This window comes from Ruegeria sediminis (genome assembly GCF_005938215.1).
Classification (GTDB): domain Bacteria; phylum Pseudomonadota; class Alphaproteobacteria; order Rhodobacterales; family Rhodobacteraceae; genus Ruegeria; species Ruegeria sediminis.
The window spans coordinates 64,084-86,255 of sequence record NZ_VCPD01000005.1; the positions used below are offsets into that span (position 1 = coordinate 64,084).

Consider the following 22,172-nt stretch of genomic DNA (forward strand, 5'->3'; position numbering starts at 1 on the left):
TTTGGCCGCGCCGGCGCCAGCGACGTCGCCCGTGCGCCGCACTTCGGCGCGCAAACCTGCGGGCCGAAAAACTGCCGGAGGGCGCAAGGCGGCTGAGCGCAGGACCACGCCCCAAACCGTGAAACGGGCCGCCTCGGCACCCAAACCCGTAGAGGACGGCCCGGATGCCGAAGCCCTCGCCGCGGCGGAAGCGAAAGCCAAGAAGGAAGCCAAGGCAAAGGCCAAGGCCAAAAAGGCGGCGAAGAAAAAACAGGAAATCGAGGCCAAGTTCAAAAAGGCCAAGGAAAAGGTCAAGACGAAGTCCAAGAAGGACAAAAAAGACAAGAAGAAAAAGAAGAACAAGAAGAATAAGAAAAAGGCGAAGGAGTAATCACCGTTCGCCTCTTCGCCCCTTCAACATTCAAGCCGGAGCCGGATGTCCGGCTGCCGGTTTTCTTATGCCAAAGTGCCGTCCAGTTGCAGCGTCAGCTTGCCGCCCAGGTACGGCGACAGAACCTCGGGCAGCGAAACGGTGCCGTCTTCGTTCTGGCCGTTCTCTAGCACGGCGATCAGGCACCGGCCGACGGCCAGACCTGAACCGTTCAAGGTATGCACATATTCCGGCTTGCCGCCGCCTTCGGGACGGAAACGTGCGTTCATGCGGCGGGCCTGGAAATCACCGCAGGTCGAAACCGAGCTGATCTCGCGATAAGTGTTCTGCCCCGGAATCCATGCTTCGATGTCATAGGTGCGCCGCGCGCCAAATCCCATGTCGCCGGTGCACAGGACGACGGTGCGATAGGGGATGCCCAGCTTTTCCAGGATACCCTCGGCACAGCGCAACATGCGCTTCTGTTCGTCGTCGGATTTGTCCGGATGGGTGATCGACACCATCTCGACCTTCTCGAACTGGTGCTGCCGCAGCATCCCGCGCGTGTCCTTGCCCGCCGATCCGGCCTCGGACCGGAAACACAGCGAGTGCGCGGTGTATCGGCGGGGCAGATAGCTTTCCTCGACGATGCTGTCGTTGACGATGTTGGTCAGCGACACTTCGGACGTGGGGATCAGCCACCAGCCTTCGCGGGTCTGATAGCTGTCTTCGCCGAACTTCGGCAATTGCCCGGTGCCGTACATCATTTCGGACAGGACCAGAACCGGACCATTGACCTCGGTCAGCCCGTTCTCGGTGGTATGGGTGTCCAGCATGAACTGCGCCAGCGCCCGGTGGATGCGCGCCACTGCGCCCGACAGAAGCACGAAGCGCGAGCCGGACAGCTTGGCCGCCGTTTCGAAATCCATGCCGTTCTTGACGCATTCGATCTCGTAGTGCTCTTTCGGTGCAAAACTGAATTCGCGCGGCGTACCCCAGCGGTTCACTTCGACGTTGTCATTCTCGTCCTTGCCATCCGGCACGTCGTCGGCCGGCAGGTTGGCGATACGAGACATCTGATCCGCCAACAGCGCGTCCAGATCCTTGGCCTCGGTCTGCATCCGGGCCACTTCGGCCTTCTTTTCGGCCACCAAGGCGCGGAGACGCTCGAATTCGGCCTCGTCGCCGTTGGCCTTGGCCGCGCCGACCGCTTTGCTGGCCTTGTTCTGCTCGGCCTGCGCGGTTTCGGCGGCCAGAATCTTGGCGCGGCGGGATTCGTCCAGCCTCAGCAGGTCCGACGACACCGGCGCATCCCCGCGGCGCGCAAGCGCGGCATCGAAGGCGGCTGGATTTTCGCGGATGATGCGGATGTCGTGCATGGGTCGGATCCTTGAACGGTGATTCACTGGATCCGGTTATGCACCATCTGCGGGGCGGGGTGTAGCGCCGCCAACCTTGTCGGGGGCAAGAAAAGGACCGGCCGTTGCCGACCGGTCCCTGCCTTGTTCAGTGGGTCGTGGAATGCAGGCCGCCGACCCGGTGACGCGGAGGTTGCAACACGATCTCGCCGGTATGAAAATCGGAATAGTCGCAGGTCAGTTCGGTGCCGGCCGGAATGTCCTGCGCGGCGATCCCGCGCAGGCCGTCCGAGAAATCGAGGTTGGGGTACATGGCGTGGTTGATGAAGCGCGCCTCGTCACCGAACAGCATCATGTAGCCCGGCCGGTCCATGTCGGGGAAGCTGTAGCGTTCCAAAAAGTCCCGCGCGGGTGCATCGACCGTGTCGAGCTTGGTCATTGGATAGACCAGATCCAGCATCCGGTCATAGCGCCAGACCTGGTCGCCCTTGGCGATGTCGTCATGGCAAAATAGCCCCAGCCCTTCGATCTGCGAGGGGGCAAGATAGCAGCGCACCATCAGCATGCGCCTCTTCCTTCTTGTGAGAAATGGCCGGGCCGCCTTCCGGACCGGAAAGTGGGGCGAAACCCCGCGCTCGGCGGCTTGCGCGACGCCAAGCTAAGCGCCGAATCGCCAGATTTTGCAACATGATTCGCAAGGCGCGCCGCCCATCCCGCAAGAAATCCAGCCGTTTCGCGCCCGAAAGGTGCGGCCCAGCAACGCACCGGCCGGCAATGGGCTGACCGGAAAGAAACGGAGGATCGATCGCATGCTCCGCCTCACCTGATCCGAAAGCGAACCGGGCGCATGCCAGCGACGTTCGAGTGCATCCGAACATCGTTGCTTTGACGTCCCTTCGCCGTCCCGACGGCATTGCTTGCAAACCCCCTGTGCAACGCATAGGTTCCCGCCAAATTCGCGGGGAAACCTCCCCAACATCTGAACAAAGGAATATCCCATGGAAGGTGGCGCAATCGCCCAGTTTCTCCCGCTGATCCTGATCTTCGCGATCATGTATTTCCTGCTGATCCGCCCGCAGCAGAAGAAGGTGAAAGAGCACCAGGCCATGGTCGAGGCATTGCGCCGCGGCGATCAGGTCGTGACCCAGGGCGGTCTGATCGGCAAGGTGGCCAAGGTCAAGGAAGACGGCGAACTGGAAGTCGAGATCGCCGAAGGCGTCAAGGTCCGCGTGGTCCGTTCGACCATCGCCCAGGTTCTGAACAAGACCGAGCCGGCGAAGTAACTTCGTCCGTCAAACTCTTGAAAAGGCAGGGCAATGCTGCAAATCGACACCTGGAAGCGGGTTCTGATCTGGCTGGTCTGCGTGGCCGGTCTGCTGATGGCCCTGCCAAACGCGTTCTATACCCGCGTCGAACAGTCCAACGACGCAAGGGCGGCAATCGAACTGGGCAATGACAGCCCGGCCCTGCAGGCGGAAGCCGATGAATGGCCAAGCTGGATGCCGTCTTCGCTGGTCAATCTGGGGCTCGATCTGCGGGGCGGCGCGCATCTGCTGGCCGAGGTGCAGGTCGGTGACGTCTACGAATCCCGGATGGAGGCCATGTGGCCGGAAATCCGCGACGCCCTGCGGGACGAACGGACGACTGTCGGCACGATCCGCAAGCAGCCTTCGGCGCCGGACGAGATTCGCGTGAAGATCAGCCAGCCCGAAGGCATGACCCGCGCCGTCGAGGTGGTGCGCGGCCTGTCGCGTCCGATCCAGACCCTGACCGGAGCCGGCGCGTCGGATATCGATGTTCGCGCCGATGGAGACACCATCGTCGTCCAACTGTCCGAGGCGGAAAAGCTGGCCTCGGATGACCGCACCGTTCGGCAGGCGCTCGAGATCGTGCGCCGCCGGATCGACGAAGTAGGCACCCGCGAACCCACGATCCAGCGTCAGGGCGCGGACCGCATCCTGATCCAGGTGCCTGGCATCGGCAGCGCTTCGGAGCTGAAGGAAATCATCGGAACCACTGCGCAGCTGACCTTCAACCCGGTCGTGTCGCGCGGATCCGATCCGGATGCCCCCGCAGGCGTCGACGAAAAGGTAATCCCGTCGCTGGACGAAGAAGGCGTCTACTACACCATCGAATCCGCCCCGGTCGTGACCGGCGAGGAACTGGTGGACGCGCAGCCGGCATTCGACCAGAATGGCCGGCCGGCGGTGAACTTCCGTTTCAACACCTCCGGCGCGCGCAAGTTCGGCGACTATACCCGCGACAATGTCGGTGCGCCCTTTGCCATCGTTCTTGACGACGAGGTGATCTCGGCGCCGGTGATCCAGTCGCACATCCCCGGCGGTTCGGGCATCATCACCGGTCGCTTCACCGTCGAGGAAAGCACCAATCTGGCCGTTCTGCTGCGCGCGGGGGCGCTGCCCGCCGGGCTGGAATTCCTCGAAGAACGCACGATCGGTCCGGAACTGGGCCAGGACAGCATCGATGCGGGCAAGGTGGCGACCATCGTAGCCTTCGCCGCCGTTCTGACATACATGGCGCTGAGCTACGGCCTGTTCGGCATCTTCGCCAATCTTGCGCTGATCATCAACGTGGGCTTGATCTTTGGGCTGCTGTCCCTGATCGGGGCGACGCTGACCCTGCCTGGCATCGCGGGGATCGTGCTGACCGTCGGCATGGCGGTGGACGCCAACGTGCTGGTCTTCGAACGCATCCGCGAAGAACTCAAGACCGCCAAAGGCCCGGCCCGCGCCATCGAACTTGGCTACGAAAAGGCGCTGTCGGCCATCCTTGACGCCAACGTCACCACCTTCATCACGGCGGTGATCCTTTTCGCAATGGGATCGGGTCCGGTGCGGGGCTTTTCCATCACCCTGGGATTGGGCATCATCACGTCGGTCTTCACCGCGATTTTCGTGACGCGAACGATGATCGTGATGTGGTTTGAACGCCGCCGCCCCAAGACGATCGAGGTTTGACATGAGACTGAGACTTGTTCCCAAGGAAACCTCTTTCGATTTCTTCGGTCGCTGGAAGCTGTGGCTGGGCATCTCGGCGCTGCTGATGGTGGTGGGCTTTGCCTCGTTCCTGATCCAGGGATTGAACTTTGGCATCGATTTCCGGGGCGGCACCACGATCAGAACTGAAAGCGCGCAAGCCATCGACGTGGGCGCCTATCGTGACGCCATCACTCCGCTCGATCTGGGCCACGTGACGATCACCGAGATCTTCGACCCCACTTTCGGCCCCGACGAGAACGTGGCGATGATCCGCATTCAGGCGCAGGAAGACGCCGAGGCGGTCACTGCCCAGATCATCAGTGACGTCCTCGATGCAATGCGCGGCGTTGCGCCGGATATCGAGTTCGTGTCAGTGGAATCGGTGGGCCCGAAAGTGTCGGGCGAGTTGATCCAGACGGCGGTCATCGCGGTCATGCTCGCGATCGCGGCGGTGTTGGTCTACATCTGGCTGCGCTTCGAATGGCAATTCGCGCTGGGCGCTGTCGCCGCGCTGGTGCATGACGTGATCCTGACCATCGGTATCTTCTCGGAACTGCAGATCCGGTTCGATCTGGCCATCATCGCGGCCCTGCTGACCATTGTCGGCTATTCGCTGAACGACACCGTGGTCGTATTCGACCGGGTGCGCGAGAACCTGCGGAAATACAAGAAGAAGGACCTGAAGGAGGTCCTGAACCTCTCGATCAACGAAACGCTGAGCCGCACGTTGATGACCTCGGTCACGACGCTGCTGGCGCTGGTCTCGCTCTACGTTCTGGGCGGCGACGTGATCCGCGGCTTTGTCTTCGCGATGATCTGGGGCGTGATCGTGGGGACGTATTCGTCTGTCTTCGTGGCCTCGACCATCCTTTTGTGGCTGGGCGTCAAGCGGGACTGGTCGAAACCTTCGAATACGGCCGGCAACCAGTTTGCCGACATAGATGCCTGAGAGCTTCCTGCAGGCCCTGGCATTGCCGGGCCTCGGCTGGATGCTTTTCACCATCGGAGCCGCGGGACTTGTCCGCGGCTTCACGGGTTTCGGCACCGCAATGATCTTTGTGCCCGTGGGTACGCAGTTCCTGCCCATGGCGGACGTGGTTTTCCTGATGGCCGCTACGGGCATCTTTTCGACCTTGGCGCTGGCACCCCAGGCCTGGAGGGAATGCGACAAGGGCGAGGTCAGCACGCTGGCGCTGTCGGCCGCCGTGATGGTGCCCTTCGGCCTTTGGGCTATGGCGCAACTCGATGCGCTGACGCTGCGCTGGGTTTCAAGCGCCGTGATCGGACTGACATTGATGGCCGTCATCACCGGTTGGCGCTGGCACGGGCGGCTCGGCTGGCCGGGGCGGTTGGCGATCGGTGGCGGGGCGGGAACGGTCGGGGGCATGACCGGGCTGACGGGGCCGGTGGTCATCGTCTTCTACTTGGCCAACGCGCGCGACGTGCGGAAAGTGCGGGCCAACACGATCATCTTCCTGGCGATGCTCGACATCGTGATCGTCTTCAACATCCTTCTGGGAGGGCTTGCCGGGGTCACAACGCTATGGGTGGTCGCTCTGCTGTCGATGCCGTATCTTGTGACGACGCTTGTCGGCAAGGCGCTTTTCGATCCGTCTCTTAAAAAGCTTTACCGGCGCGCGTCATATTCCGTGATTGCCTTGGCGGTGATCTCGGGACTGCCGATCCTGGATTGAAGGAAGACGTACATGCGCCTGAATGAAATGGCTTTTTCCGGTGCCCGGCCCGTGGACGGATACGGTCCGGGGTTCTTCCGCATCGGTGGCGAAGTGCATGAGGGCTCGGTTCTGACCGGCCCGGACGGCACGCGTCCGTGGGGCGGCTACCAGGACGAGGCCGCGCTTCTGGACCTGGCCGGCGACATCGACGTGATCTTCATCGGCACCGGCAAGGAGGTGGCGCATATCCCTGCCGGTCTGCGTGCCGCGCTGGAAGGCAAGGGGCTGGGGGTCGAGATCATGAACTCGCCCGCGGCTTGCCGGACGTATAATGTACTCCTTTCCGAAGGTCGCCGGATCGCGCTGGCCGTGCTACCAGTGTGATGGAACCCCGTTGCGACGTCGTGACGGGGCGGCAATGCCGGGATGCGGCAAATCCCGCCTTTTTCCCCCGCCGGCAATGGGATAAGCGGGCTGCATGACACTGACCGTTACAGACCTTTCCATCACCCGTGGCGGCGTGCCCGTTCTCGAAGGGCTCGATTTCGAATTGGAGCCGGGAAAGGCTTTGATCCTGCGCGGCCCGAACGGAATCGGCAAGACGACGCTGCTGCGGACATTGGCCGGGCTGCAGCCACCTCTTGCCGGCACGATCGCAGGCGCCGAGGACACCGTGGCCTATGCAGGCCATTCCGACGGATTGAAACCGACGCTGAGCGTGGTCGAGAATCTGCGATTCTGGGCGTCGGTGTTCGGGGCCAGGGATATTCAGGCGGCGCTTGACGCCTATGGCCTGAATGACCTGGCGGAACGCCATGCCGGCAACTTGTCTGCGGGACAAAAACGGCGGCTGGGCCTGTCGCGGTTGCTGGTGACCGGCCGCCCGATCTGGATGCTGGATGAACCCACCGTGTCGCTCGACCGCAATGCGGTCGCGATGTTTGCCGATGCGGTACGGCGGCATCTGGGGCAGGGCGGCTCGGCCCTGATCGCCACGCATATCGACCTGGGCCTTGACGGAGAGGTGCTGGACGTCGGCCCTTACAAGGCCAAGCCGCAACCGATCGACGACTTTGACGGAGGCTTCCTGTGATCGCCCTGCTCAAGCGCGACCTGACGCTGGCCTTCCGCGCGGGCGGAGGGTTCGGGCTGGGTCTTGCCTTTTTCCTGATCGTCACGGTTTTGGTGCCGTTCTCGGTCGGGCCGCAATCCTCGCTGCTGTCCACCATTGCGCCGGGGGGGCTGTGGCTTGGCGCGTTGCTGGCTTGCCTCCTGTCGCTCGACCGGCTGCTGGCGCTGGACTGGGAGGATGGTTCGCTCGACCTGCTTGCCACGGCGCCGCTGCCGCTGGAATCGGTGGTGACCATCAAGGCGCTGGCTCATTGGATCACCACCGGCTTGCCGCTGGTGCTGGCCGCCCCCGTTCTGGGCGTTCTGCTGAACCTGCCGGTCCCGGGGTTCTTCTGGCTGGTCGTTTCGCTGGCGATCGGAACCCCGGCGCTCAGTGTCCTCGGCACCTTTGGCGCTGCCCTGACCGTGGGGCTGAAGCGGGGCGGGCTTTTGCTGTCGCTGCTGGTTCTGCCGCTCTATGTACCGACGCTGATCTTCGGGGCCGAGGTTGCGCGCCGCGGCGCGACCGGAATGGAGACTGCGACGCCCCTGCTGATGCTGGCCGGGATCACCGCTGCCACCATCGCACTTTTGCCCTTTGCCAGCGCCGCAGTGCTGCGCGTCAATCTGCGTTGACCGATGTCAATTGAGAAGCGCCCCGACTCGGACTAGATAAGGCCCATGTCCATCGCATCCAAAGCCAACTCCCTCTGGGAATACGCCAACCCCAAGAAGTTTCTGACCACGACCGAGCGCGTGCTGCCGTTCTTCTGGGTCTCTTCCGCTGCCTTCCTGGTGGTCGGCCTAGTCTGGGGCTTTTTCTTCACGCCCGACGACTACAAGCAGGGTTCGACGGTCAAGATCATCTATCTGCACGTGCCTTCGGCGCTGATGGCGATCAATTGCTGGATCATGATGCTTGCGACCTCGCTTGTCTGGCTGGTGCGCCGCCACCACGTCAGCGCCCTTGCCGCCCGCGCCGCCGCGCCCGTCGGCATCGTCATGACCCTGATCGCGCTGGCGACCGGGGCGATCTGGGGTCAGCCGATGTGGGGCACCTGGTGGGCCTGGGATCCGCGCCTGACCTCGTTCCTGATCCTGTTCCTGTTCTACCTCGGTTACGTCGCCCTGTGGGAGGCGATCGAGGATCCGGACACCGCGGCCGATCTGACCTCGGTCCTGTGCCTCGTGGGCTCGGTCTTTGCCTTCCTCAGCCGCTATGCAGTGAATTTCTGGAACCAGGGCCTGCATCAGGGCGCGTCCGTCATGCGGGCCGGGGCGATCACGGGCACGGATACCGAGGAAAAGGTGAGCAACATATTCTTCTACCCGCTTCTGCTGTGCATCGTCGGTTTCGTGCTGCTGTTCATCGCGCTGGTGTTCTATCGCACCGGGACCGAGATCCGGGCGCGCAGGATCAAGGCGCTTTTGGCACGGGAAAGGGTCAACGCATGATGCCCGATCTGGGAAAATACGCCGACACGGTCCTGTCGGCCTACGCGGCTTCGCTGCTGCTTTTGGTGGCGTTGGTAGTATTCAGCATCCTGCGCGGCCGCAAGGTTCGCGCCGAGATGGAAAAGGTCGAACAGAGGATGACCCGCAATGGCTAAGATTTCGCCCCTGATGATCGCGCCGCCGCTGATCTTTGGCGCTTTCGTTCTGCTGGCGGCTGTCGGAATGTTCCGCGACAACAAGGAGGAACTGCCGACCGCTCTTGCCGGAAAGCAGGCCCCAGCTGTGGAACTTAAGCAACTGGGCGAAAAACCCCTCTGGACTGATGAGGCGCTTCGCGATGGCAAGATCAAGCTGGTCAATTTCTGGGCCAGTTGGTGCGCGCCCTGCCGGGTCGAACACCCGAACCTCGAAGCACTGCAGCAAGAGGGCATCACGATCCTCGGCGCAAACTACAAGGACGATCCTGACAACGCGCTGGCATTCATGGAAGAACTGGGCGATCCCTACGAGGCCGTCGGAGCCTCGGAGCAGTCGATGAACATCAACTGGGGTGTCTATGGCGTGCCCGAGACGTTCCTTGTCGATGGCGATGGCAACATCATTCTGCGGATCGCCGGACCGGTAACACAGCGCGAACTGACCAACCGTCTGCGCCCGGCGATGGAGAAGGCCGCGGGCGGCCAATAGTGCCCGTATTCTTGTAGCGCGTCCTTGATGGGCGCGCTCGTGGAGCCGTGACCGCGACCTTGCTGTTCAGCCTGCGCCGCCCGACATCACGGCGACCTCGTTGGCGATCCGTGCGCGTTTGGCTTCGGCATCTTCGCGGATCATGCCGGGAATCAGGAAGGCATCGACCAGCAGCCAGATCCCAAGCGGGATCAACAGAACCAACCCGACCATGAAGGCCACGGTAGCCCAACCGAGGATGGAAAGGATCAGCATGGTGACGGCGCTACCGGTCCGGCCAAGGTAGAACCGATGCCCGCCCAGACCACCCAGAAAGAGCCAAAGAAGATAGGCAACGCCCGTCGATTTCTTGTCGTTGCTGAGTCTCTGCTCCACGAGAAGTTGTTGCTGCGTCGAAAGTGCCACGTCTGAAATACTCCGGCCGTAGTGATGGTTTCGATCCCATTTGTGCGGCAAAGCGTTAACGCCAAGTTAAGAAAGCCCCGTCGATCGACGGGGCTTTCAAAGTTTTTCGAAACTTCAGTTGCTAAGGGGCGCTCAAGACGCCTTCGCGAGATTCCGCAGCACGTAGTGCAGCACGCCGCCGTTCTCGATGTATTCGATCTCGGGCGCGGTATCGATCCGGCACTTCAGTTGGATGGTCTTCTCGGTTCCATCGCCATAGGTGATGGTGCAAGGCACCTCCTGCAACGGCTGGATGGTGTCCAGGCCATGGATCGAGACGGTCTCGTCGCCTTTCAGGCCCAGCGTCTTGCGGTTGTCGCCGCCGGTGAACTCGAAGGGGATGACGCCCATGCCCACCAGGTTCGAGCGGTGGATGCGCTCGAAGCTTTCAGCGATCACGGCCTTGACGCCCAGCAGCGCGGTGCCCTTGGCCGCCCAGTCGCGGGACGATCCTGCGCCGTACTGCTCGCCGCCGAACACGACCAACGGAGTGCCTTGGGCCTGATAGGCCATCGATGCTTCGTAGATCGAAGTCTGATCGCCATCGGGGCCTTTGGTGTAGCCGCCTTCGACGCCGTCCAGCATCTCGTTCTTGATGCGGATGTTGGCGAAGGTGCCGCGCATCATGATCTCGTGGTTGCCGCGGCGCGAGCCGTAGGAGTTGAACTCGCGCGGTTGCACCTGCCGATCGAGCAGGTACTTGCCGGCCGGCGAGGTCGAAGCGAAGGAACCGGCGGGCGAGATGTGGTCGGTCGTGACCATGTCGCCCAGAATTGCCAGCACCTTCGCGCCCTCGACGTTCGAGATGGTGCCCGGCTCCATGCCCATGCCCTGGAAATAGGGCGGGTTCTGGATGTAGGTCGAGCTTGCGGGCCAGTCATAGGTTTCCGCGTCCGTGGTCTCGACCGACTGCCATTTCTCGTCACCCTTGAAGACGTCGGCGTATTTCTTGAGGAACGCCTCGCGGGTCACGGTGGCGTGCACCAGGTCGGAGATTTCCTTGTTGGACGGCCAGATGTCCTTGAGATAGACGTCCTTGCCGTTCTTGTCCTGACCCAGCGGTTCGGTGGTCAGGTCGATGTTCATGTCGCCCGCCAGCGCATAGGCCACGACGAGCGGCGGCGAGGCCAGATAGTTGGCGCGGACATCCGGCGAGATCCGACCCTCGAAGTTGCGGTTGCCCGACAGCACCGAGGTTGCGATCAGGTCGTTGTCGTTGATCGCCTTCGAGATTTCCGGCTGCAGCGGGCCGGAGTTGCCGATGCAGGTGGTGCAGCCGTAGCCGACAAGGTTGAACCCGATCGCGTCGAGATCTTCCTGAAGGCCCGCCGCCTCGAGATACTCGGTCACGACCTGAGAGCCCGGCGCCAGCGAAGTCTTGACCCAGGGCTTGCGATTCAGGCCAAGGGCCCGCGCCTTGCGCGCCACCAGACCGGCGCCGATCAGCACATAGGGGTTCGAGGTGTTGGTGCAGGAAGTGATCGAAGCGATCACCACCGAGCCGTCGCGCAACTCGTAGCTTTCGCCTTCGACCTTGGCGGTCTTGTGCAGATTGACCGGTTTTGTCGCCACCGGACCCTCGTGCGCCATGTCCTTGGCGCCGTTGGAGATGTCGATGCCGCGGTAGTCGGCCACGACATTCTCGAAGGCGTGGGCGGCCGCGGTCAGCGGCAGATAGTCCTGCGGGCGCTTGGGGCCCGAGATCGCCGGAACGATGGTGCCCATGTCGAGCGTCAGCGTGTCTGTATAGATCGGCGCGTAGTCCGGGCCGCGCCAGAAGCCGTTTTCCTTGGCGTAGGCTTCGACCAGCGCGATGCGGTCTTCGTCGCGGCCGGTCTGGCGCAGATAGCGCAGGGTTTCGCCGTCGATCGGGAAGAAGCCGCAGGTCGCGCCGTATTCGGGCGCCATGTTGGCGATGGTCGCGCGGTCGGCCAGCGGCAGGCGATCCAGACCTTCACCGTAGAATTCGACGAATTTGCCCACCACGCCCTTCTTGCGCAGCATTTCCACGACCTTCAGAACCAGGTCTGTGCCGGTGGTGCCTTCGACCATCTCGCCGGTCAGTTCAAAGCCGATGACCTCGGGGATCAGCATCGAGATCGGCTGGCCCAGCATCGCGGCTTCGGCCTCGATCCCGCCAACGCCCCAGCCCAGGACGGCCATGCCGTTGACCATGGTGGTGTGGCTGTCGGTGCCCACCAGAGTGTCCGGATATGCCACTTCGTCGCCGTTCTGGTCGGTGTCGGTCCAGACGGTCTGCGCCAAGTACTCCAGGTTCACCTGGTGGCAGATGCCGGTTCCCGGCGGCACGACGCGGAAGTTGTTGAATGCGCCCTGACCCCATTTCAGGAACTGGTAACGCTCCATGTTGCGCTCGTACTCGCGGTCCACGTTCATCTGGAACGCGCGGGGGTTGCCGAACTCGTCGATCATTACCGAGTGGTCGATGACCAGATCGACCGGGTTCAGCGGGTTGATCTTCTGTGCGTCGCCGCCAAGCGCCTTGATGCCGTCGCGCATCGCGGCCAGATCCACAACCGCGGGTACGCCGGTGAAGTCCTGCATCAGAACCCGGGCCGGACGATAGGCGATCTCGCGCGGGTTCTTGCCGCCCTTGGCGCCCCATTCGGCGAATGCCTTGATGTCATCGACCGAAACGGAAAAGCCGCCGTCCTCGAACCGCAGCATGTTCTCCAATACCACCTTGAGCGCGGCCGGGAGTTTCGAGAAATCGCCCAGACCGGCCTCTTGCGCGGCGGGGATCGAGTAATAGGAAATGGACTTGCCATTCACGCTCAGCGTCTTGCGTGTCTTGGCGGTATCCTGTCCAACTTTGATGGGCATCTGTGGCCTCCCTCTCAAATGGCGTGGATTTTGGGATTCGCTGCTGGCTATCTGCAACACGAACTGCCACGGTTCAAGGTCGAACAGGGGGGGTGCGGCAATTTTTGTATACCATTGCACACATTTTTATGTGCTGAACGCGTTTCGTCTCAAGAAACCTTGATTGGTTATTGATCGTCGGGCGTCTTAAACCGGAAAAGACATCCATGGGTTCAGAATCGGACATGTTCAGATCCACGACCGCAGCCATTGTTGCCTTCATGTCGCTTGTCGTCCCTGCGGGCGCCGAGGACAACCCGGTCGTTGTCGAGCTTTTTACCTCGCAGGGTTGTTCGTCCTGCCCGCCGGCCGATGCCCTGATGCATGAACTGGCCGGGCGCGATGACGTGATCGCACTGGCGTTGCATGTCGACTACTGGGATTACATCGGCTGGAAGGATCTGTTTGCCGACCCCGCGCACACGCTGCGGCAAAAGGCCTATGCCCGCGAGGGTGGCCGCACGATGATCTACACGCCGCAAATGATCGTCAACGGGCAGGACGACATCGCGGGAGCAGACGGATTGGCGCTGATGGATCTGATCGACGCGCATCGGTCCGAGGCGGCAGAAGTATCGCTGCGTGCCGATCGAGCCGGTGGGCAGATCGGCGTCGAGGTCAGGCCGCTGGATCTGCCGCATGGCGATTCCTATGATGTGCAGGTCGTGCAGTATTCGCCGCTTCGGCACGCCGAGATCAAGCGTGGCGAGTTGGCGGGGAGGAAACTCGACTATGCCAACGTGGTGGAAAGCTGGCAGGTTCTCGGGCAATGGAATGGCGCCGAGGCGCAGACCTATTCCGCCACGCTCAAGTCAGATTTGCCCGCGGTCATTCTGGTTCAGCGCGCGGGGCAGGGGCCGATCATCGCCGCAGCGCGGGCCGAGTGATCAGGGCATGTCTTCGGGCTGCACGCCCATCCCGTTCCAGGCTTTCCAGCGGCGGTGTATCCAGAACCACTGTCCCATGTGCTGTCGGACGACGCCTTCGAGATCGTCGTTCAGAAACTGCGTCATGGTCTTGGGGTCGGAATGCGGCACGGGGTCGTGCAGCACGATCTCGAAATCCACGCCGTTGGGCTGACGCACGGCGTAGCAAGGGATCACCTCCGCGCCATACTTGATCGCCAACTCGGCGTTCAGCACCGAAGTTACCGCGGGTTTTCCGAAAAAGGTCAGTTCTTCGCCGCCATGTGCGTGCAGGTCCGACACGATGGCGATATGGCCGCCGTTCCGGAGGGAACGCACCATCTCCATCATGCCGCGTCGGCCCTGTTCGAACATCGGCTCGCCGGTCTTGTGAAAGGCTTTGACGTAATTCTCGTTGAAATATGGGTTGGCCATGCGCCGGTAGAGACAGCCAAGCGGCACTCCGCTGCGCTCCTGCAGCGCGATGCGGATCGCCAGGTAGTGGCCGAAGTGCGCGGCAATCACCATGACCGGACGACCTTCGGCACAAGCGGCATCATAGGCTGCCAATCCAGGGCCGGTGATCTTGGCTCGCTTTTGCCGCTCGACGAAATCCTCTGGCGAAAAATGCTCCATTATTGCGCGGCCGGCATTGTCGCATACGTCGCGGCAGATCTGCTCCACTTCGTCGTCGGACAGGTCCGGGCAAGTGAGCTTGAGGTTGCTGCGCACCCGCCGCTTGAACCCGACGAGCGGCGCAAGACCGCGGACCAATGCGCCCATCGTCGCGATCCGGTGCTCGTAGGGCAGCAGGTGCATAAGCCGGATCACGCAACTCAGGAACAGATTGGCGACATAGTACTGCGCCAGTTCAGAGCGGCTGAGTTCCGATTTTTCGACGGGCATTGAGTGGGCTCACCGGAGTTGCGTTTCGCGGTGCCAGACATACAGACCCGATCCCGCGATCACAAGCGCGCCGCAGATCGTCCACAGGTCCGGGTACTCCGCATAGAACAGTGCGCTCCAGATGGCGGCGAAGCCCAGCCCGCAATAGGCATAGGGGGCCAGCATCGTGGCCTCGCCGGAGCTGAACGCCTGGATCAGCAGCATCTGCCCCATTGTACCGAAGGCCGCCACCAGGACGATCAGAACCCAGGCGAAGCTGTCGGGCGCCTGCCATTGCGCGGGCGCGATCAGGCTCAGAAGAATGGTGCCCACCAGCCCCGTGTAGAAAAGCGAGGTCCAGGGGTTCTCGTCCGGTCCCACCCGACGTGTCAGGATGGCATAGGCGGAATAGCAGACTGCCGCGCCCACCGGGAACAGCGCGGCTAGCTGGAACACACCGGATCCCGGCCGGATGACGATCAAGGCGCCCAGCATTGCCAGGGCGATGCCGGTAATGCGGCGCGGGCCGAGAGATTCGCCCAGGAAAAGCGCCGCGCCAAGGGTAATGAGCACCGGATTCAGCGACATGAGCGCGGTGGCGTCGGTCAGCGGAATGCGGCTGATGCCGGTGAAGAAGAACCCGGTGGCCCCCATCAGCAGCAGCGAGCGCAGGAATTGCAGGCCGGGATACCGCGTCCGCACGACGAGGTGGAGCCGCGGCAGAACCAGCAGCAATACCACCGCCATCTGCCCCGCATACCGGACCCAGAGCGCGGACAGCACGCCGATCCGAGGGGCCAGCGCCTTTACCGTCGCGTCCATCAGCGAAAAGCAGAGAATCGCGAGCACCATGAATAGGATGGCACGGCCGGCGCTTGCGCTCATGTGCGGTCCCATTCGGTGAAGGAAATGAGGGGAGCGGGGATCATGCGCGTAGATAGGCCGGTTCCTCGCAGGCTGTCCACGCAAATCGCGCAGTCTGGACAGATGAGGAGGGGTCAGGCCACCTCCTCCTCGTCGGGGCTTTTGAACGCGATAGCGCCGTCGTCGACCAGCCTGCGGATGGCACCGACGATTTCCGTCATGGCCCGCTCGGCCTCGGCCTGTTTGACGGCGCCGCGATCGCGCATCTCTTCGCGCAGGCTGTCCGCCATTCGCGTCGACATGTTCGACAACAGGTATTCGGCGGCGATCCGGTCCTCTTCGGCCGAGGCTCCGGCAAGGGCGTTGACAAGAACGGCCTGCTCGACGCCTCGGGTGATGGCGGGCACGTCGCGCGAAGGGATTCGGCCGGGGATGTGCGCGAAGGTGAAGATCGCGCGCCGCACTGCGCCTGCGAAATCCGCGTCTTCCTCGTCCAGCGCGTCGAGCAGCCCGTCCCGCGTCGCGGCGGCGGACTGGGTCAGAATCGCCCCGACCCTAGCGCCCGGCGCTTCGCTGAAGGCAGGAACCGGTTTCTGATCCAGTTGCGACGTCAGGGACCAGCCGATCCGTTCAACCGCCTCGGGGGTTACATTACCGGTTCGGGACACCGCAAAGGTGATCCGCCGCGCCGCGGGTCCAGGCAGTTTGCCCAGCAGTTCGGCGGCCTTGGCCGTGTCGAGTTTGGACAGCAAGACCGCGGCCACTTCGGTGCTTTCGGCCTGCGCCATAGCGGCAAGCTCCGCCGCGTCGAGCAGGCGCAACCGTTGCCACGGATCGCCCACTTGCCGCACGCCGGCCCTCTTGCGCAGACGTGCCGCCGTCGCCGGCCCGATCCGGCCCGTCATGACATCAAGCGCCCCGGCAAGGCCATGCGGAAAGGACAGCCCAATGGCATCCAGAGCCTCCGCAAATTCCTGCGCCACGATTTCAAGTGTGAAACGATCGACCAGCCCCATGTGCCCCATCTGGAGGGCCAGCTTTTCCTGCAATTCCTCAGGAAGCTCCTCAAGCGGCAGGTCGGCGCCTTCGTTCAGCAAAAGGCGCACAACGATGGCGGCCTTTTCCTGCCCCGTGAGGTCGCGCGGCACGACCCTTCTTCCGTAGGGATCTGCGGCCAGCCCCGCTTCATCGTCCGGCAAGCCGCTCTTTTTCTGTACCAGCGCGTTGTTGGTGTCCTGCATCTTCCTGCGTTGCTCGGCACGTCATGTTATTCGCAGGCAGGATAAGGCGCTGGCGGTAAAGAAAGCTTGAAATTTAGTAGCTGTAGGTCAGCCCTGTCCGGATGGCGTCCCGCAGCGATGTTTCGGCCCAACTGCCTTCGCCGCCGCGCGCCTTGATTTCGCGCCACTGGGCGACCGCGAGGTCCGTTTTACCTTCCAGAACAAACCCTTGTCCCATATAGCTGCGGGCAAGGATGTTGTCCGGATTGGCAGAGATCGCCCGCTCATAGAACAGGTTGGCAAGTTCCAATTCACCCATCTTGCGATAGGTGAATCCCCAATAGGTCAGCACCCGGTCGTCATTCTGATCGCTCATGGCGCGGAGAACGTCCTGCGCATGTCCGTATTGTCCGTCATAGGCCAGTTCCCGCACCGCCTGGTACAGTTCGTCATCCGTGAAGTTGGTCTTGTTGGGCTTGACGCATTTACCGGCGTTCGCGTCCCAGACACGTCCAAACAGGCATTTTTTTGTTGTGTTGGTCGGCTTCGGTGGGGTGCTGTCGCCGCCTGCGGCTTCGGCTGTGCCGGGAGTGAAGGCAAAACCCTGAAAGGCAATCGCGGCGGCAATCAAAATGCGCATCGGAAAACTCCGTTGAAACAACTGGTGTGGGACATCATAGCTCATGCATGAAAAAAGCGAGCCACAATCGGCCCGCTTCTTTTCAAAGTTCGGTGAACTGCGCTTCAGCTGTTTACCGCTTTCACGCAAGTTTCGCTTTCGCTATCCCAGACGGTGCCGGGCGCGCAGGATTGAGTTTGCTTGTGAAACTCGCAGGCCATTGCGGCGGTCGAGACCAGCCCGAAAGCCAGCGCGCAAGCTAGGGTCTTGAACGTCATCGCGTTTCTCCTGTCTCTACTTGCGCGCGCATCATACCCGGTTTTTCGGATTCGGGCAAAAGATGTGGCTCTGGGTCATTTCGCCGAAACCGGTGATGTGCGATCGCGTTGCCGGAAACGGGCGGTTACTTACCGAAAACACGTGAAAAAATCGTATCCACATGTTTGGTGTGATAGCCCAGATCGAATTTCTCCTCGATCTCCGCCGCGCTCAGCGCCGCCGTAACCTCGGCATCTCCAAGAAGCTCGGTCTTGAAGTCCTTGCCCTCTTCCCAGACCTTCATGGCGTTGCGCTGCACCAGGCGATAGGCGTCCTCACGGCTGACGCCGGCCTGCGTCAGCGCCAGCAGAACCCGCTGCGACATCACGAGGCCGCGGAACTTGTTCATGTTGGCGATCATGTTGTCGGGATAGACCACCAGTTTGTCGATCACCATGGTCAGGCGCGCCAGCGCGAAATCCAGCGTCACGGTGGTGTCGGGGCCGATGTTGCGCTCGACCGAGCTGTGGCTGATGTCGCGTTCGTGCCAGAGGGCCACGTTCTCCATCGCCGGAACCACGGCCATGCGCACAAGACGGGCCAGGCCGGTCAGGTTTTCGGTCAGCACCGGGTTGCGCTTGTGCGGCATCGCGGAAGAGCCTTTCTGGCCCTTCGAAAAGAATTCCTCGGCTTCCAGCACTTCGGTCCGCTGCATGTGGCGGATTTCGGTGGCTACGTTTTCAATGGAGGAGGCGACGACTCCGAGCGCCGCAAAGAAGGCCGCGTGGCGGTCGCGCGGGATCACCTGTGTGCTGATCGGCTCGGGCTTGAGGCCGAGCTTGGCGCAGACATGTTCTTCGACGCGCGGATCGATATTGGCGAAGGTGCCGACAGCGCCGCTGATGGCGCCGGTGGCGATCTCGTCGCGCGCAACCTCAAGACGGCGCAGGTTGCGATCCATCTCGGCGTAGAAACGGGCAAAGGTCAGGCCCATGGTTGTGGGCTCGGCATGAATGCCATGGCTTCGGCCGATGCGGACCGTATCCTTGTGCTCGTAGGCGCGGCGTTTGAGCGCGTCGAGCAGACCCTTCATGTCCTCGATCAGGATGTCGGCTGCTCGGGTGAGCTGGACGTTGAAGCAGGTATCCAGAACGTCCGAGCTGGTCATGCCCTGATGCACGAACCGGGCTTCGTCGCTGCCAACATGCTCGGCCAGATGGGTGAGAAAGGCGATCACGTCATGCTTGGTGACGGCCTCGATCTCGTCAATCCGCGCGACGTCGAACTCCACGTCCTTGGCCTTCCAGACCGCATCGGCATTCTCGCGCGGGATGACGCCCAGATCGGCCATGGCGTCGCAGGCATGGGCCTCGATCTCGTACCAGATGCGGAACTTGGTCTCGGGCGACCAGATGGCGACCATTTCGGGGCGGGAATAGCGGGGGATCATTGGCAGCGGCACCTTTTTGTGATTGGCAGGGGCTTTGGCGCGGGTCTTAGACTCGCTGGGCTTGTTGGACAAGGTGGGAACACGCGGATGAGACGGTTTGCCCTGATCATGGGCCATGCCAGCCTTCTGGAAAAGGCACTCGAGCGATGACTGGGCCGGCTTCAATCGCGGATTTCGAAGGCACCTGGCGAATGGTCCGGACCATTCAGGATCATCGGGCGGGAAAGGTAGTGTACGCGACAGGTGTCGCCGCGTTGACACGCGGCGAGGGGGGGCATCTTTACGACGAAGTGGTGATGCTGAGCATTCCCGGCCAGGCCCCGCTGCGAGGAACACGGAGATATTTGTGGTGTACCGGTTCAGGGCGCATCGATGTGCGATTTGCCGACGGCCGCTTTTTCCACGGGTTTTCGTTGAAAGAAGCGGCGCCGACGGCCCATCACGCCTGTCTGCCCGACAGCTATGGCGTCGCCTACGACTTCGCACGCTGGCCAAACTGGAGCGTGCGCTGGGAGGTTGAAGGCCCGCGCAAGTCCTATGTGATGCTTACGGACTACGCCCGCGACGGATAAGTCTCCGTCTTGATGCGATCAGCTTTCGGCTTGGTGCGCCGCCATCATCTCGCGGTTCATGCAATAGTCCGGAGCTTCGGCGAGGCGGTCGTTCTGGGCCTGCAACTCGGCGCAGGCGCCCTGGTCCGCGCAACACGAACAGCGGATCACTGCCCCGCGGTACTTCGCGGCTTCGGTATCGGGCGAGTTGCAGATCGCTTCGCTCAGATCCACGCCAAGCCGGTCCGCCATGCCCTGCATCAGGTCAGTGCTTTTGGCCAATTTCGAAAACAGTCCCATTCGCGCGCTCCTTTTGACACAGCAGATCCGTGTCGATGCCGGACGGATCGCGATCACGATCTCACAAGCCGTGTTTAGGGACTTTGACAAATATCAAATCGCCTTTGGCGTATCGTTGGGCCTGCAAAGCGGAACCGTTTACCCCGGATCGCGCCTTAGCGCCCTTGCATCAGGACGTCAGTGATGCCTCGTCCAATTCGGTCACGACATGCGACGATCCCTCCAGCGTCCGATGCACCGGGCACTTGTCCGCGATTTCCAGCAGCTTCGTGCGTTGTTCTTCGTCCAACGGTCCGTCCAGACGGATCTTTCGTTTGAACTGGTCGATCTTGCCGTCGCCCGCCAGCCCTGCGTCCTGCGCGTGAACCTTGTCGTGGCAAACGTCTACGCTGACGCCGGTCAAGAGCCAGCCCTTGCGGCGGGCATACATCCGTACCGTCATCGACGTGCAGGCGCCCAGACCCGCCGAGAGAAAGCCGTAGGGCGTCATGCCCCGGTCGGTGCCACCGTATGAAACAGGTTCGTCCGCGACCGCGTGATGTTTTGGCCCCGACTGGATGTCCTGCAGGAACCCGTCCGCATCGACCTCGGTCACCCGGACGACACCCTCTGGCGCGCCGGGTGGCGGGGCGGGCGGCTGAAGGTTCAGGTAACGCGTCGACCAAGCCGCAATCACCTCGGCCGCGTACTCGGCGTCCTCTGCGCGCGAGATCAGATGATCGGCATCATCCAGCGTCACGAAGCTTTTGGGATGTTTGGCGGCCAGGAAGATTTCGCTCGCATTGTCGACGCTGACGGTTTCGTCGCGGGGCGCGTGCAGGACCAGTAGCGCTGCTTTCAATTCCCGTATCGCCGGGGTGAGTTGCGCCGCAGAGATGTCATCCACGAACTCCTTGCCGATGCGGAAGGGGCGGCCGCCGAGCATGACCTCGGCCGTGCCCTCGCTGCGTATGCGCGGAATGGCGTCTGCGAAGTGATGTGCCACGTGACCGGGATCGGACGGCGCACCCAGCGTGACGACCGCCTTGACCGACGGGATGTCGCCGCGCGCCCGCAACACCGCTGCGCCGCCCAAAGAGTGCCCGATCAGCAGTTCAGGGGCCATATCGCGTTCGGCCAGAAAGCGGGAGGCGGCGACCAGATCGCCGACATTCGAGGTGAAGGTCGTATTGGCGAACTCACCTTCGGAATGTCCGAGGCCGGTGAAATCGAAACGCAGTACGGCGATCCCCATGGCGGCCAGCCGGGCTGAAATGCGCCGGGCTGCCGGGATGTCCTTGGAGCAGGTAAAGCAATGTGCGAAAAGTGCGGTTGCAAGAACCGGCCCGTCGGGCAGGTCGAGACGCGCGGCAAGCTGGCTGCCGTCATGTCCGGCGAAAGTGACGCGTTCTGTGGGCATGAAAAATACTCCTGATACGCGCAGGAGTCTGAGACGGGCGGACCATGGAGGCAAGGCATGGACCGGCGCCGTCACGCCAAGTTGAGGATCGGTGGGTCAGTCGGTTTCGCGCCGCCAAGAACTGCCGTCGCCCAGCAGCACCTTGTCCATCGGTATGTCCCACGGCATCGGATAGATGGTGTCGATGCGGGCAAAGTCCTGCCCGATGCCGATGGTCAGTGGCTTGCGTTCCATCGCAGCCAGCGTCCGGTCGTAGTAGCCGCCGCCGTTGCCCAGACGGTATCCCTGAACATCGATGCCGAGAACGGGCGAGACGATGACATCGGGATTCAGGACGGCCCCCTGCGCCGGTATCGGTATCCGCCAAATACCGCGCGTCATCCGGCATCCCGGCGACCATTTGCGGAATTGCAGCGGCGCCTCTTTTTCGGCGACAACCGGAAGAACGACCGTGGCGCCGGCGTCATGGCACCGGCGCATCCAATTGCGCAGGTCAAGCTCGGCCCGGATCGGCCAGTAGACTGCCACCACGTTTCCCGGACCGGGTGTGACCAGCCTGTCCAAACCTTCGGATATGACATCCGCTTGTCGCGTGCGTTCCGGCGGGCGCATCTGGTCGCGCAGCGCCAGCAGGCGCGCACGTTCCGCTTTGCGAAACCGCGTCACGTCCCGCCAGGTTGTGTGGTCAACGGGAAACCCGTTGACCAGGTCATGCGCAAAGCAGGGTGCGTCGCCGGGTCGGTCCTGAGTCATTCCGGCA

Annotated in this window: 26 protein-coding genes; 13 read left to right on the forward strand and 13 right to left on the reverse strand. The window is 62.4% G+C overall.

The annotated features are described in order from the left end of the window. Position 1 precedes the first annotated feature (1 nt). Complete coding sequence (locus tag FGK63_RS14495; RefSeq protein ID WP_246044039.1) at positions 2-370, forward strand: hypothetical protein; 369 nt, start codon at positions 2-4, stop codon at positions 368-370. 65 nt (positions 371-435) lie between these two features. Here FGK63_RS14495 and serS read toward each other — a convergent pair whose 3' ends face one another. Together serS and FGK63_RS14505 are read right to left on the reverse strand one after the other, a co-directional pair. Further along, a complete protein-coding gene (gene serS, locus FGK63_RS14500) occupies positions 436-1,728 on the reverse strand; it encodes a serine--tRNA ligase (RefSeq protein ID WP_138843504.1) in 1,293 nt (430 codons plus the stop codon). Between the two features lie 127 nt (positions 1,729-1,855). Beyond that, positions 1,856-2,272, reverse strand: a complete 417-nt coding sequence (locus tag FGK63_RS14505) for an SET domain-containing protein (protein WP_138843507.1) — start codon at positions 2,270-2,272, stop codon at positions 1,856-1,858. A gap of 433 nt (positions 2,273-2,705) precedes the next feature. Between FGK63_RS14505 and yajC the strand changes: the two genes are divergently transcribed. The 10 genes from yajC (at position 2,706) to FGK63_RS14555 (ending at position 9,634) form a co-directional block, all read left to right on the forward strand. After that, a complete protein-coding gene (yajC, locus tag FGK63_RS14510; protein WP_138843509.1) occupies positions 2,706-2,990 on the forward strand; it encodes a preprotein translocase subunit YajC in 285 nt (94 codons plus the stop codon). Positions 2,991-3,023: 33 nt separating this feature from the next. Beyond that, positions 3,024-4,685 carry a protein translocase subunit SecD gene (gene secD, locus FGK63_RS14515; protein WP_138843511.1) on the forward strand — a complete coding sequence of 554 codons (1,662 nt, stop codon included), beginning with the start codon at positions 3,024-3,026 and terminating at the stop codon, positions 4,683-4,685. Position 4,686: 1 nt separating this feature from the next. Beyond that, complete coding sequence (secF, locus tag FGK63_RS14520) at positions 4,687-5,655, forward strand: protein translocase subunit SecF (RefSeq protein WP_138843513.1); 969 nt, start codon at positions 4,687-4,689, stop codon at positions 5,653-5,655. Further along, complete coding sequence (locus tag FGK63_RS14525; protein ID WP_138843515.1) at positions 5,648-6,400, forward strand: TSUP family transporter; 753 nt, start codon at positions 5,648-5,650, stop codon at positions 6,398-6,400. The genes secF and FGK63_RS14525 overlap by 8 nt, the downstream gene beginning before the upstream one ends. A gap of 12 nt (positions 6,401-6,412) precedes the next feature. Next, entirely contained in the window at positions 6,413-6,766 is a 354-nt protein-coding gene (locus FGK63_RS14530; protein ID WP_138843517.1) for an Mth938-like domain-containing protein, read from the forward strand. Between the two features lie 94 nt (positions 6,767-6,860). Then, positions 6,861-7,475 (forward strand): heme ABC exporter ATP-binding protein CcmA, encoded by a 615-nt coding sequence (gene ccmA / locus FGK63_RS14535; protein ID WP_138843519.1) that lies wholly within the window; start codon positions 6,861-6,863, stop codon positions 7,473-7,475. After that, positions 7,472-8,128, forward strand: coding sequence for a heme exporter protein CcmB (gene ccmB / locus FGK63_RS14540; protein WP_138843521.1), 657 nt, complete (start codon positions 7,472-7,474; stop codon positions 8,126-8,128). The genes ccmA and ccmB overlap by 4 nt, the downstream gene beginning before the upstream one ends. Before the next feature lie 45 nt (positions 8,129-8,173). Continuing rightward, positions 8,174-8,947 carry a heme ABC transporter permease gene (locus FGK63_RS14545; RefSeq protein ID WP_138843523.1) on the forward strand — a complete coding sequence of 258 codons (774 nt, stop codon included), beginning with the start codon at positions 8,174-8,176 and terminating at the stop codon, positions 8,945-8,947. After that, complete coding sequence (gene ccmD / locus FGK63_RS14550; protein WP_138843918.1) at positions 8,947-9,102, forward strand: heme exporter protein CcmD; 156 nt, start codon at positions 8,947-8,949, stop codon at positions 9,100-9,102. Before FGK63_RS14545 ends, ccmD begins: the two co-directional genes overlap by 1 nt. After that, positions 9,095-9,634, forward strand: a complete 540-nt coding sequence (locus FGK63_RS14555; RefSeq protein WP_138843525.1) for a DsbE family thiol:disulfide interchange protein — start codon at positions 9,095-9,097, stop codon at positions 9,632-9,634. Before ccmD ends, FGK63_RS14555 begins: the two co-directional genes overlap by 8 nt. A 66-nt stretch (positions 9,635-9,700) precedes the next feature. Here FGK63_RS14555 and FGK63_RS14560 read toward each other — a convergent pair whose 3' ends face one another. Further along, positions 9,701-10,039: a TM2 domain-containing protein gene (locus FGK63_RS14560; protein WP_138843527.1), complete on the reverse strand. Its 339-nt coding sequence runs from the start codon at positions 10,037-10,039 to the stop codon at positions 9,701-9,703. A gap of 132 nt (positions 10,040-10,171) precedes the next feature. After that, positions 10,172-12,922 (reverse strand): aconitate hydratase AcnA, encoded by a 2,751-nt coding sequence (gene acnA / locus FGK63_RS14565; RefSeq protein WP_138843529.1) that lies wholly within the window; start codon positions 12,920-12,922, stop codon positions 10,172-10,174. Between the two features lie 206 nt (positions 12,923-13,128). Between acnA and FGK63_RS14570 the strand changes: the two genes are divergently transcribed. Continuing rightward, a complete protein-coding gene (locus FGK63_RS14570; RefSeq protein ID WP_246044041.1) occupies positions 13,129-13,848 on the forward strand; it encodes a DUF1223 domain-containing protein in 720 nt (239 codons plus the stop codon). Here FGK63_RS14570 and FGK63_RS14575 read toward each other — a convergent pair whose 3' ends face one another. The 6 genes from FGK63_RS14575 to purB form a co-directional block, all read right to left on the reverse strand. Beyond that, entirely contained in the window at positions 13,849-14,772 is a 924-nt protein-coding gene (locus FGK63_RS14575) for a lysophospholipid acyltransferase family protein (protein ID WP_138843531.1), read from the reverse strand. 9 nt (positions 14,773-14,781) lie between these two features. Next, entirely contained in the window at positions 14,782-15,636 is an 855-nt protein-coding gene (locus FGK63_RS14580) for a DMT family transporter (protein WP_171052658.1), read from the reverse strand. Between the two features lie 113 nt (positions 15,637-15,749). Next, on the reverse strand, positions 15,750-16,856 hold the full coding sequence (locus FGK63_RS14585) for a flagellar motor switch protein FliG (RefSeq protein WP_138843535.1): 1,107 nt from the start codon (positions 16,854-16,856) through the stop codon (positions 15,750-15,752). Between the two features lie 73 nt (positions 16,857-16,929). Further along, positions 16,930-17,475: a tetratricopeptide repeat protein gene (locus FGK63_RS14590; RefSeq protein WP_138843922.1), complete on the reverse strand. Its 546-nt coding sequence runs from the start codon at positions 17,473-17,475 to the stop codon at positions 16,930-16,932. A gap of 104 nt (positions 17,476-17,579) precedes the next feature. Continuing rightward, the gene (locus tag FGK63_RS20785; protein ID WP_171052659.1) at positions 17,580-17,732 is read right to left on the reverse strand and encodes a hypothetical protein; all 153 of its coding nucleotides are present in this window, start codon (positions 17,730-17,732) and stop codon (positions 17,580-17,582) included. A 125-nt stretch (positions 17,733-17,857) separates the two neighbouring features. Further along, on the reverse strand, positions 17,858-19,162 hold the full coding sequence (gene purB, locus FGK63_RS14595) for an adenylosuccinate lyase (RefSeq protein WP_138843537.1): 1,305 nt from the start codon (positions 19,160-19,162) through the stop codon (positions 17,858-17,860). A 146-nt stretch (positions 19,163-19,308) separates the two neighbouring features. On the opposite strand from purB, the gene FGK63_RS14600 reads away from it, so the two are divergent. After that, entirely contained in the window at positions 19,309-19,734 is a 426-nt protein-coding gene (locus tag FGK63_RS14600) for a DUF6314 family protein (protein WP_138843539.1), read from the forward strand. 18 nt (positions 19,735-19,752) lie between these two features. Here FGK63_RS14600 and FGK63_RS14605 read toward each other — a convergent pair whose 3' ends face one another. From FGK63_RS14605 to FGK63_RS14615, 3 genes are all read right to left on the reverse strand, one after another. Next, positions 19,753-20,013, reverse strand: coding sequence for a DUF6455 family protein (locus FGK63_RS14605; RefSeq protein WP_138843541.1), 261 nt, complete (start codon positions 20,011-20,013; stop codon positions 19,753-19,755). 169 nt (positions 20,014-20,182) lie between these two features. Further along, positions 20,183-21,412: a bifunctional alpha/beta hydrolase/OsmC family protein gene (locus FGK63_RS14610; protein WP_138843543.1), complete on the reverse strand. Its 1,230-nt coding sequence runs from the start codon at positions 21,410-21,412 to the stop codon at positions 20,183-20,185. A 96-nt stretch (positions 21,413-21,508) separates the two neighbouring features. Continuing rightward, positions 21,509-22,165 (reverse strand): 5-formyltetrahydrofolate cyclo-ligase, encoded by a 657-nt coding sequence (locus tag FGK63_RS14615; RefSeq protein ID WP_138843545.1) that lies wholly within the window; start codon positions 22,163-22,165, stop codon positions 21,509-21,511. Between the last annotated feature and the right edge of the window lie 7 nt (positions 22,166-22,172).

What these genes read in the sequence shown, in the direction of transcription:
- FGK63_RS14590 (WP_138843922.1), bottom strand. Translation starts at nt 17,475, where the DNA reads ATGCGCATTTTGATTGCCGCCGCGATTGCCTTTCAGGGTTTTGCCTTC.
- FGK63_RS14525 (WP_138843515.1), top strand. Translation starts at nt 5,648, where the DNA reads ATGCCTGAGAGCTTCCTGCAGGCCCTGGCATTGCCGGGCCTCGGCTGG.
- FGK63_RS14585 (WP_138843535.1), bottom strand. Translation starts at nt 16,856, where the DNA reads ATGCAGGACACCAACAACGCGCTGGTACAGAAAAAGAGCGGCTTGCCG.
- FGK63_RS14605 (WP_138843541.1), bottom strand. Translation starts at nt 20,013, where the DNA reads ATGGGACTGTTTTCGAAATTGGCCAAAAGCACTGACCTGATGCAGGGC.
- FGK63_RS14555 (WP_138843525.1), top strand. Translation starts at nt 9,095, where the DNA reads ATGGCTAAGATTTCGCCCCTGATGATCGCGCCGCCGCTGATCTTTGGC.
- serS (WP_138843504.1), bottom strand. Translation starts at nt 1,728, where the DNA reads ATGCACGACATCCGCATCATCCGCGAAAATCCAGCCGCCTTCGATGCC.
- FGK63_RS14545 (WP_138843523.1), top strand. Translation starts at nt 8,174, where the DNA reads ATGTCCATCGCATCCAAAGCCAACTCCCTCTGGGAATACGCCAACCCC.
- FGK63_RS14580 (WP_171052658.1), bottom strand. Translation starts at nt 15,636, where the DNA reads ATGAGCGCAAGCGCCGGCCGTGCCATCCTATTCATGGTGCTCGCGATT.
- FGK63_RS14575 (WP_138843531.1), bottom strand. Translation starts at nt 14,772, where the DNA reads ATGCCCGTCGAAAAATCGGAACTCAGCCGCTCTGAACTGGCGCAGTAC.
- FGK63_RS14615 (WP_138843545.1), bottom strand. Translation starts at nt 22,165, where the DNA reads ATGACTCAGGACCGACCCGGCGACGCACCCTGCTTTGCGCATGACCTG.
- ccmA (WP_138843519.1), top strand. Translation starts at nt 6,861, where the DNA reads ATGACACTGACCGTTACAGACCTTTCCATCACCCGTGGCGGCGTGCCC.
- FGK63_RS14570 (WP_246044041.1), top strand. Translation starts at nt 13,129, where the DNA reads ATGGGTTCAGAATCGGACATGTTCAGATCCACGACCGCAGCCATTGTT.
- secF (WP_138843513.1), top strand. Translation starts at nt 4,687, where the DNA reads ATGAGACTGAGACTTGTTCCCAAGGAAACCTCTTTCGATTTCTTCGGT.
- FGK63_RS14600 (WP_138843539.1), top strand. Translation starts at nt 19,309, where the DNA reads ATGACTGGGCCGGCTTCAATCGCGGATTTCGAAGGCACCTGGCGAATG.
- FGK63_RS20785 (WP_171052659.1), bottom strand. Translation starts at nt 17,732, where the DNA reads ATGACGTTCAAGACCCTAGCTTGCGCGCTGGCTTTCGGGCTGGTCTCG.
- yajC (WP_138843509.1), top strand. Translation starts at nt 2,706, where the DNA reads ATGGAAGGTGGCGCAATCGCCCAGTTTCTCCCGCTGATCCTGATCTTC.
- purB (WP_138843537.1), bottom strand. Translation starts at nt 19,162, where the DNA reads ATGATCCCCCGCTATTCCCGCCCCGAAATGGTCGCCATCTGGTCGCCC.
- acnA (WP_138843529.1), bottom strand. Translation starts at nt 12,922, where the DNA reads ATGCCCATCAAAGTTGGACAGGATACCGCCAAGACACGCAAGACGCTG.
- ccmD (WP_138843918.1), top strand. Translation starts at nt 8,947, where the DNA reads ATGCCCGATCTGGGAAAATACGCCGACACGGTCCTGTCGGCCTACGCG.
- FGK63_RS14610 (WP_138843543.1), bottom strand. Translation starts at nt 21,412, where the DNA reads ATGCCCACAGAACGCGTCACTTTCGCCGGACATGACGGCAGCCAGCTT.
- FGK63_RS14505 (WP_138843507.1), bottom strand. Translation starts at nt 2,272, where the DNA reads ATGCTGATGGTGCGCTGCTATCTTGCCCCCTCGCAGATCGAAGGGCTG.
- FGK63_RS14530 (WP_138843517.1), top strand. Translation starts at nt 6,413, where the DNA reads ATGCGCCTGAATGAAATGGCTTTTTCCGGTGCCCGGCCCGTGGACGGA.
- secD (WP_138843511.1), top strand. Translation starts at nt 3,024, where the DNA reads ATGCTGCAAATCGACACCTGGAAGCGGGTTCTGATCTGGCTGGTCTGC.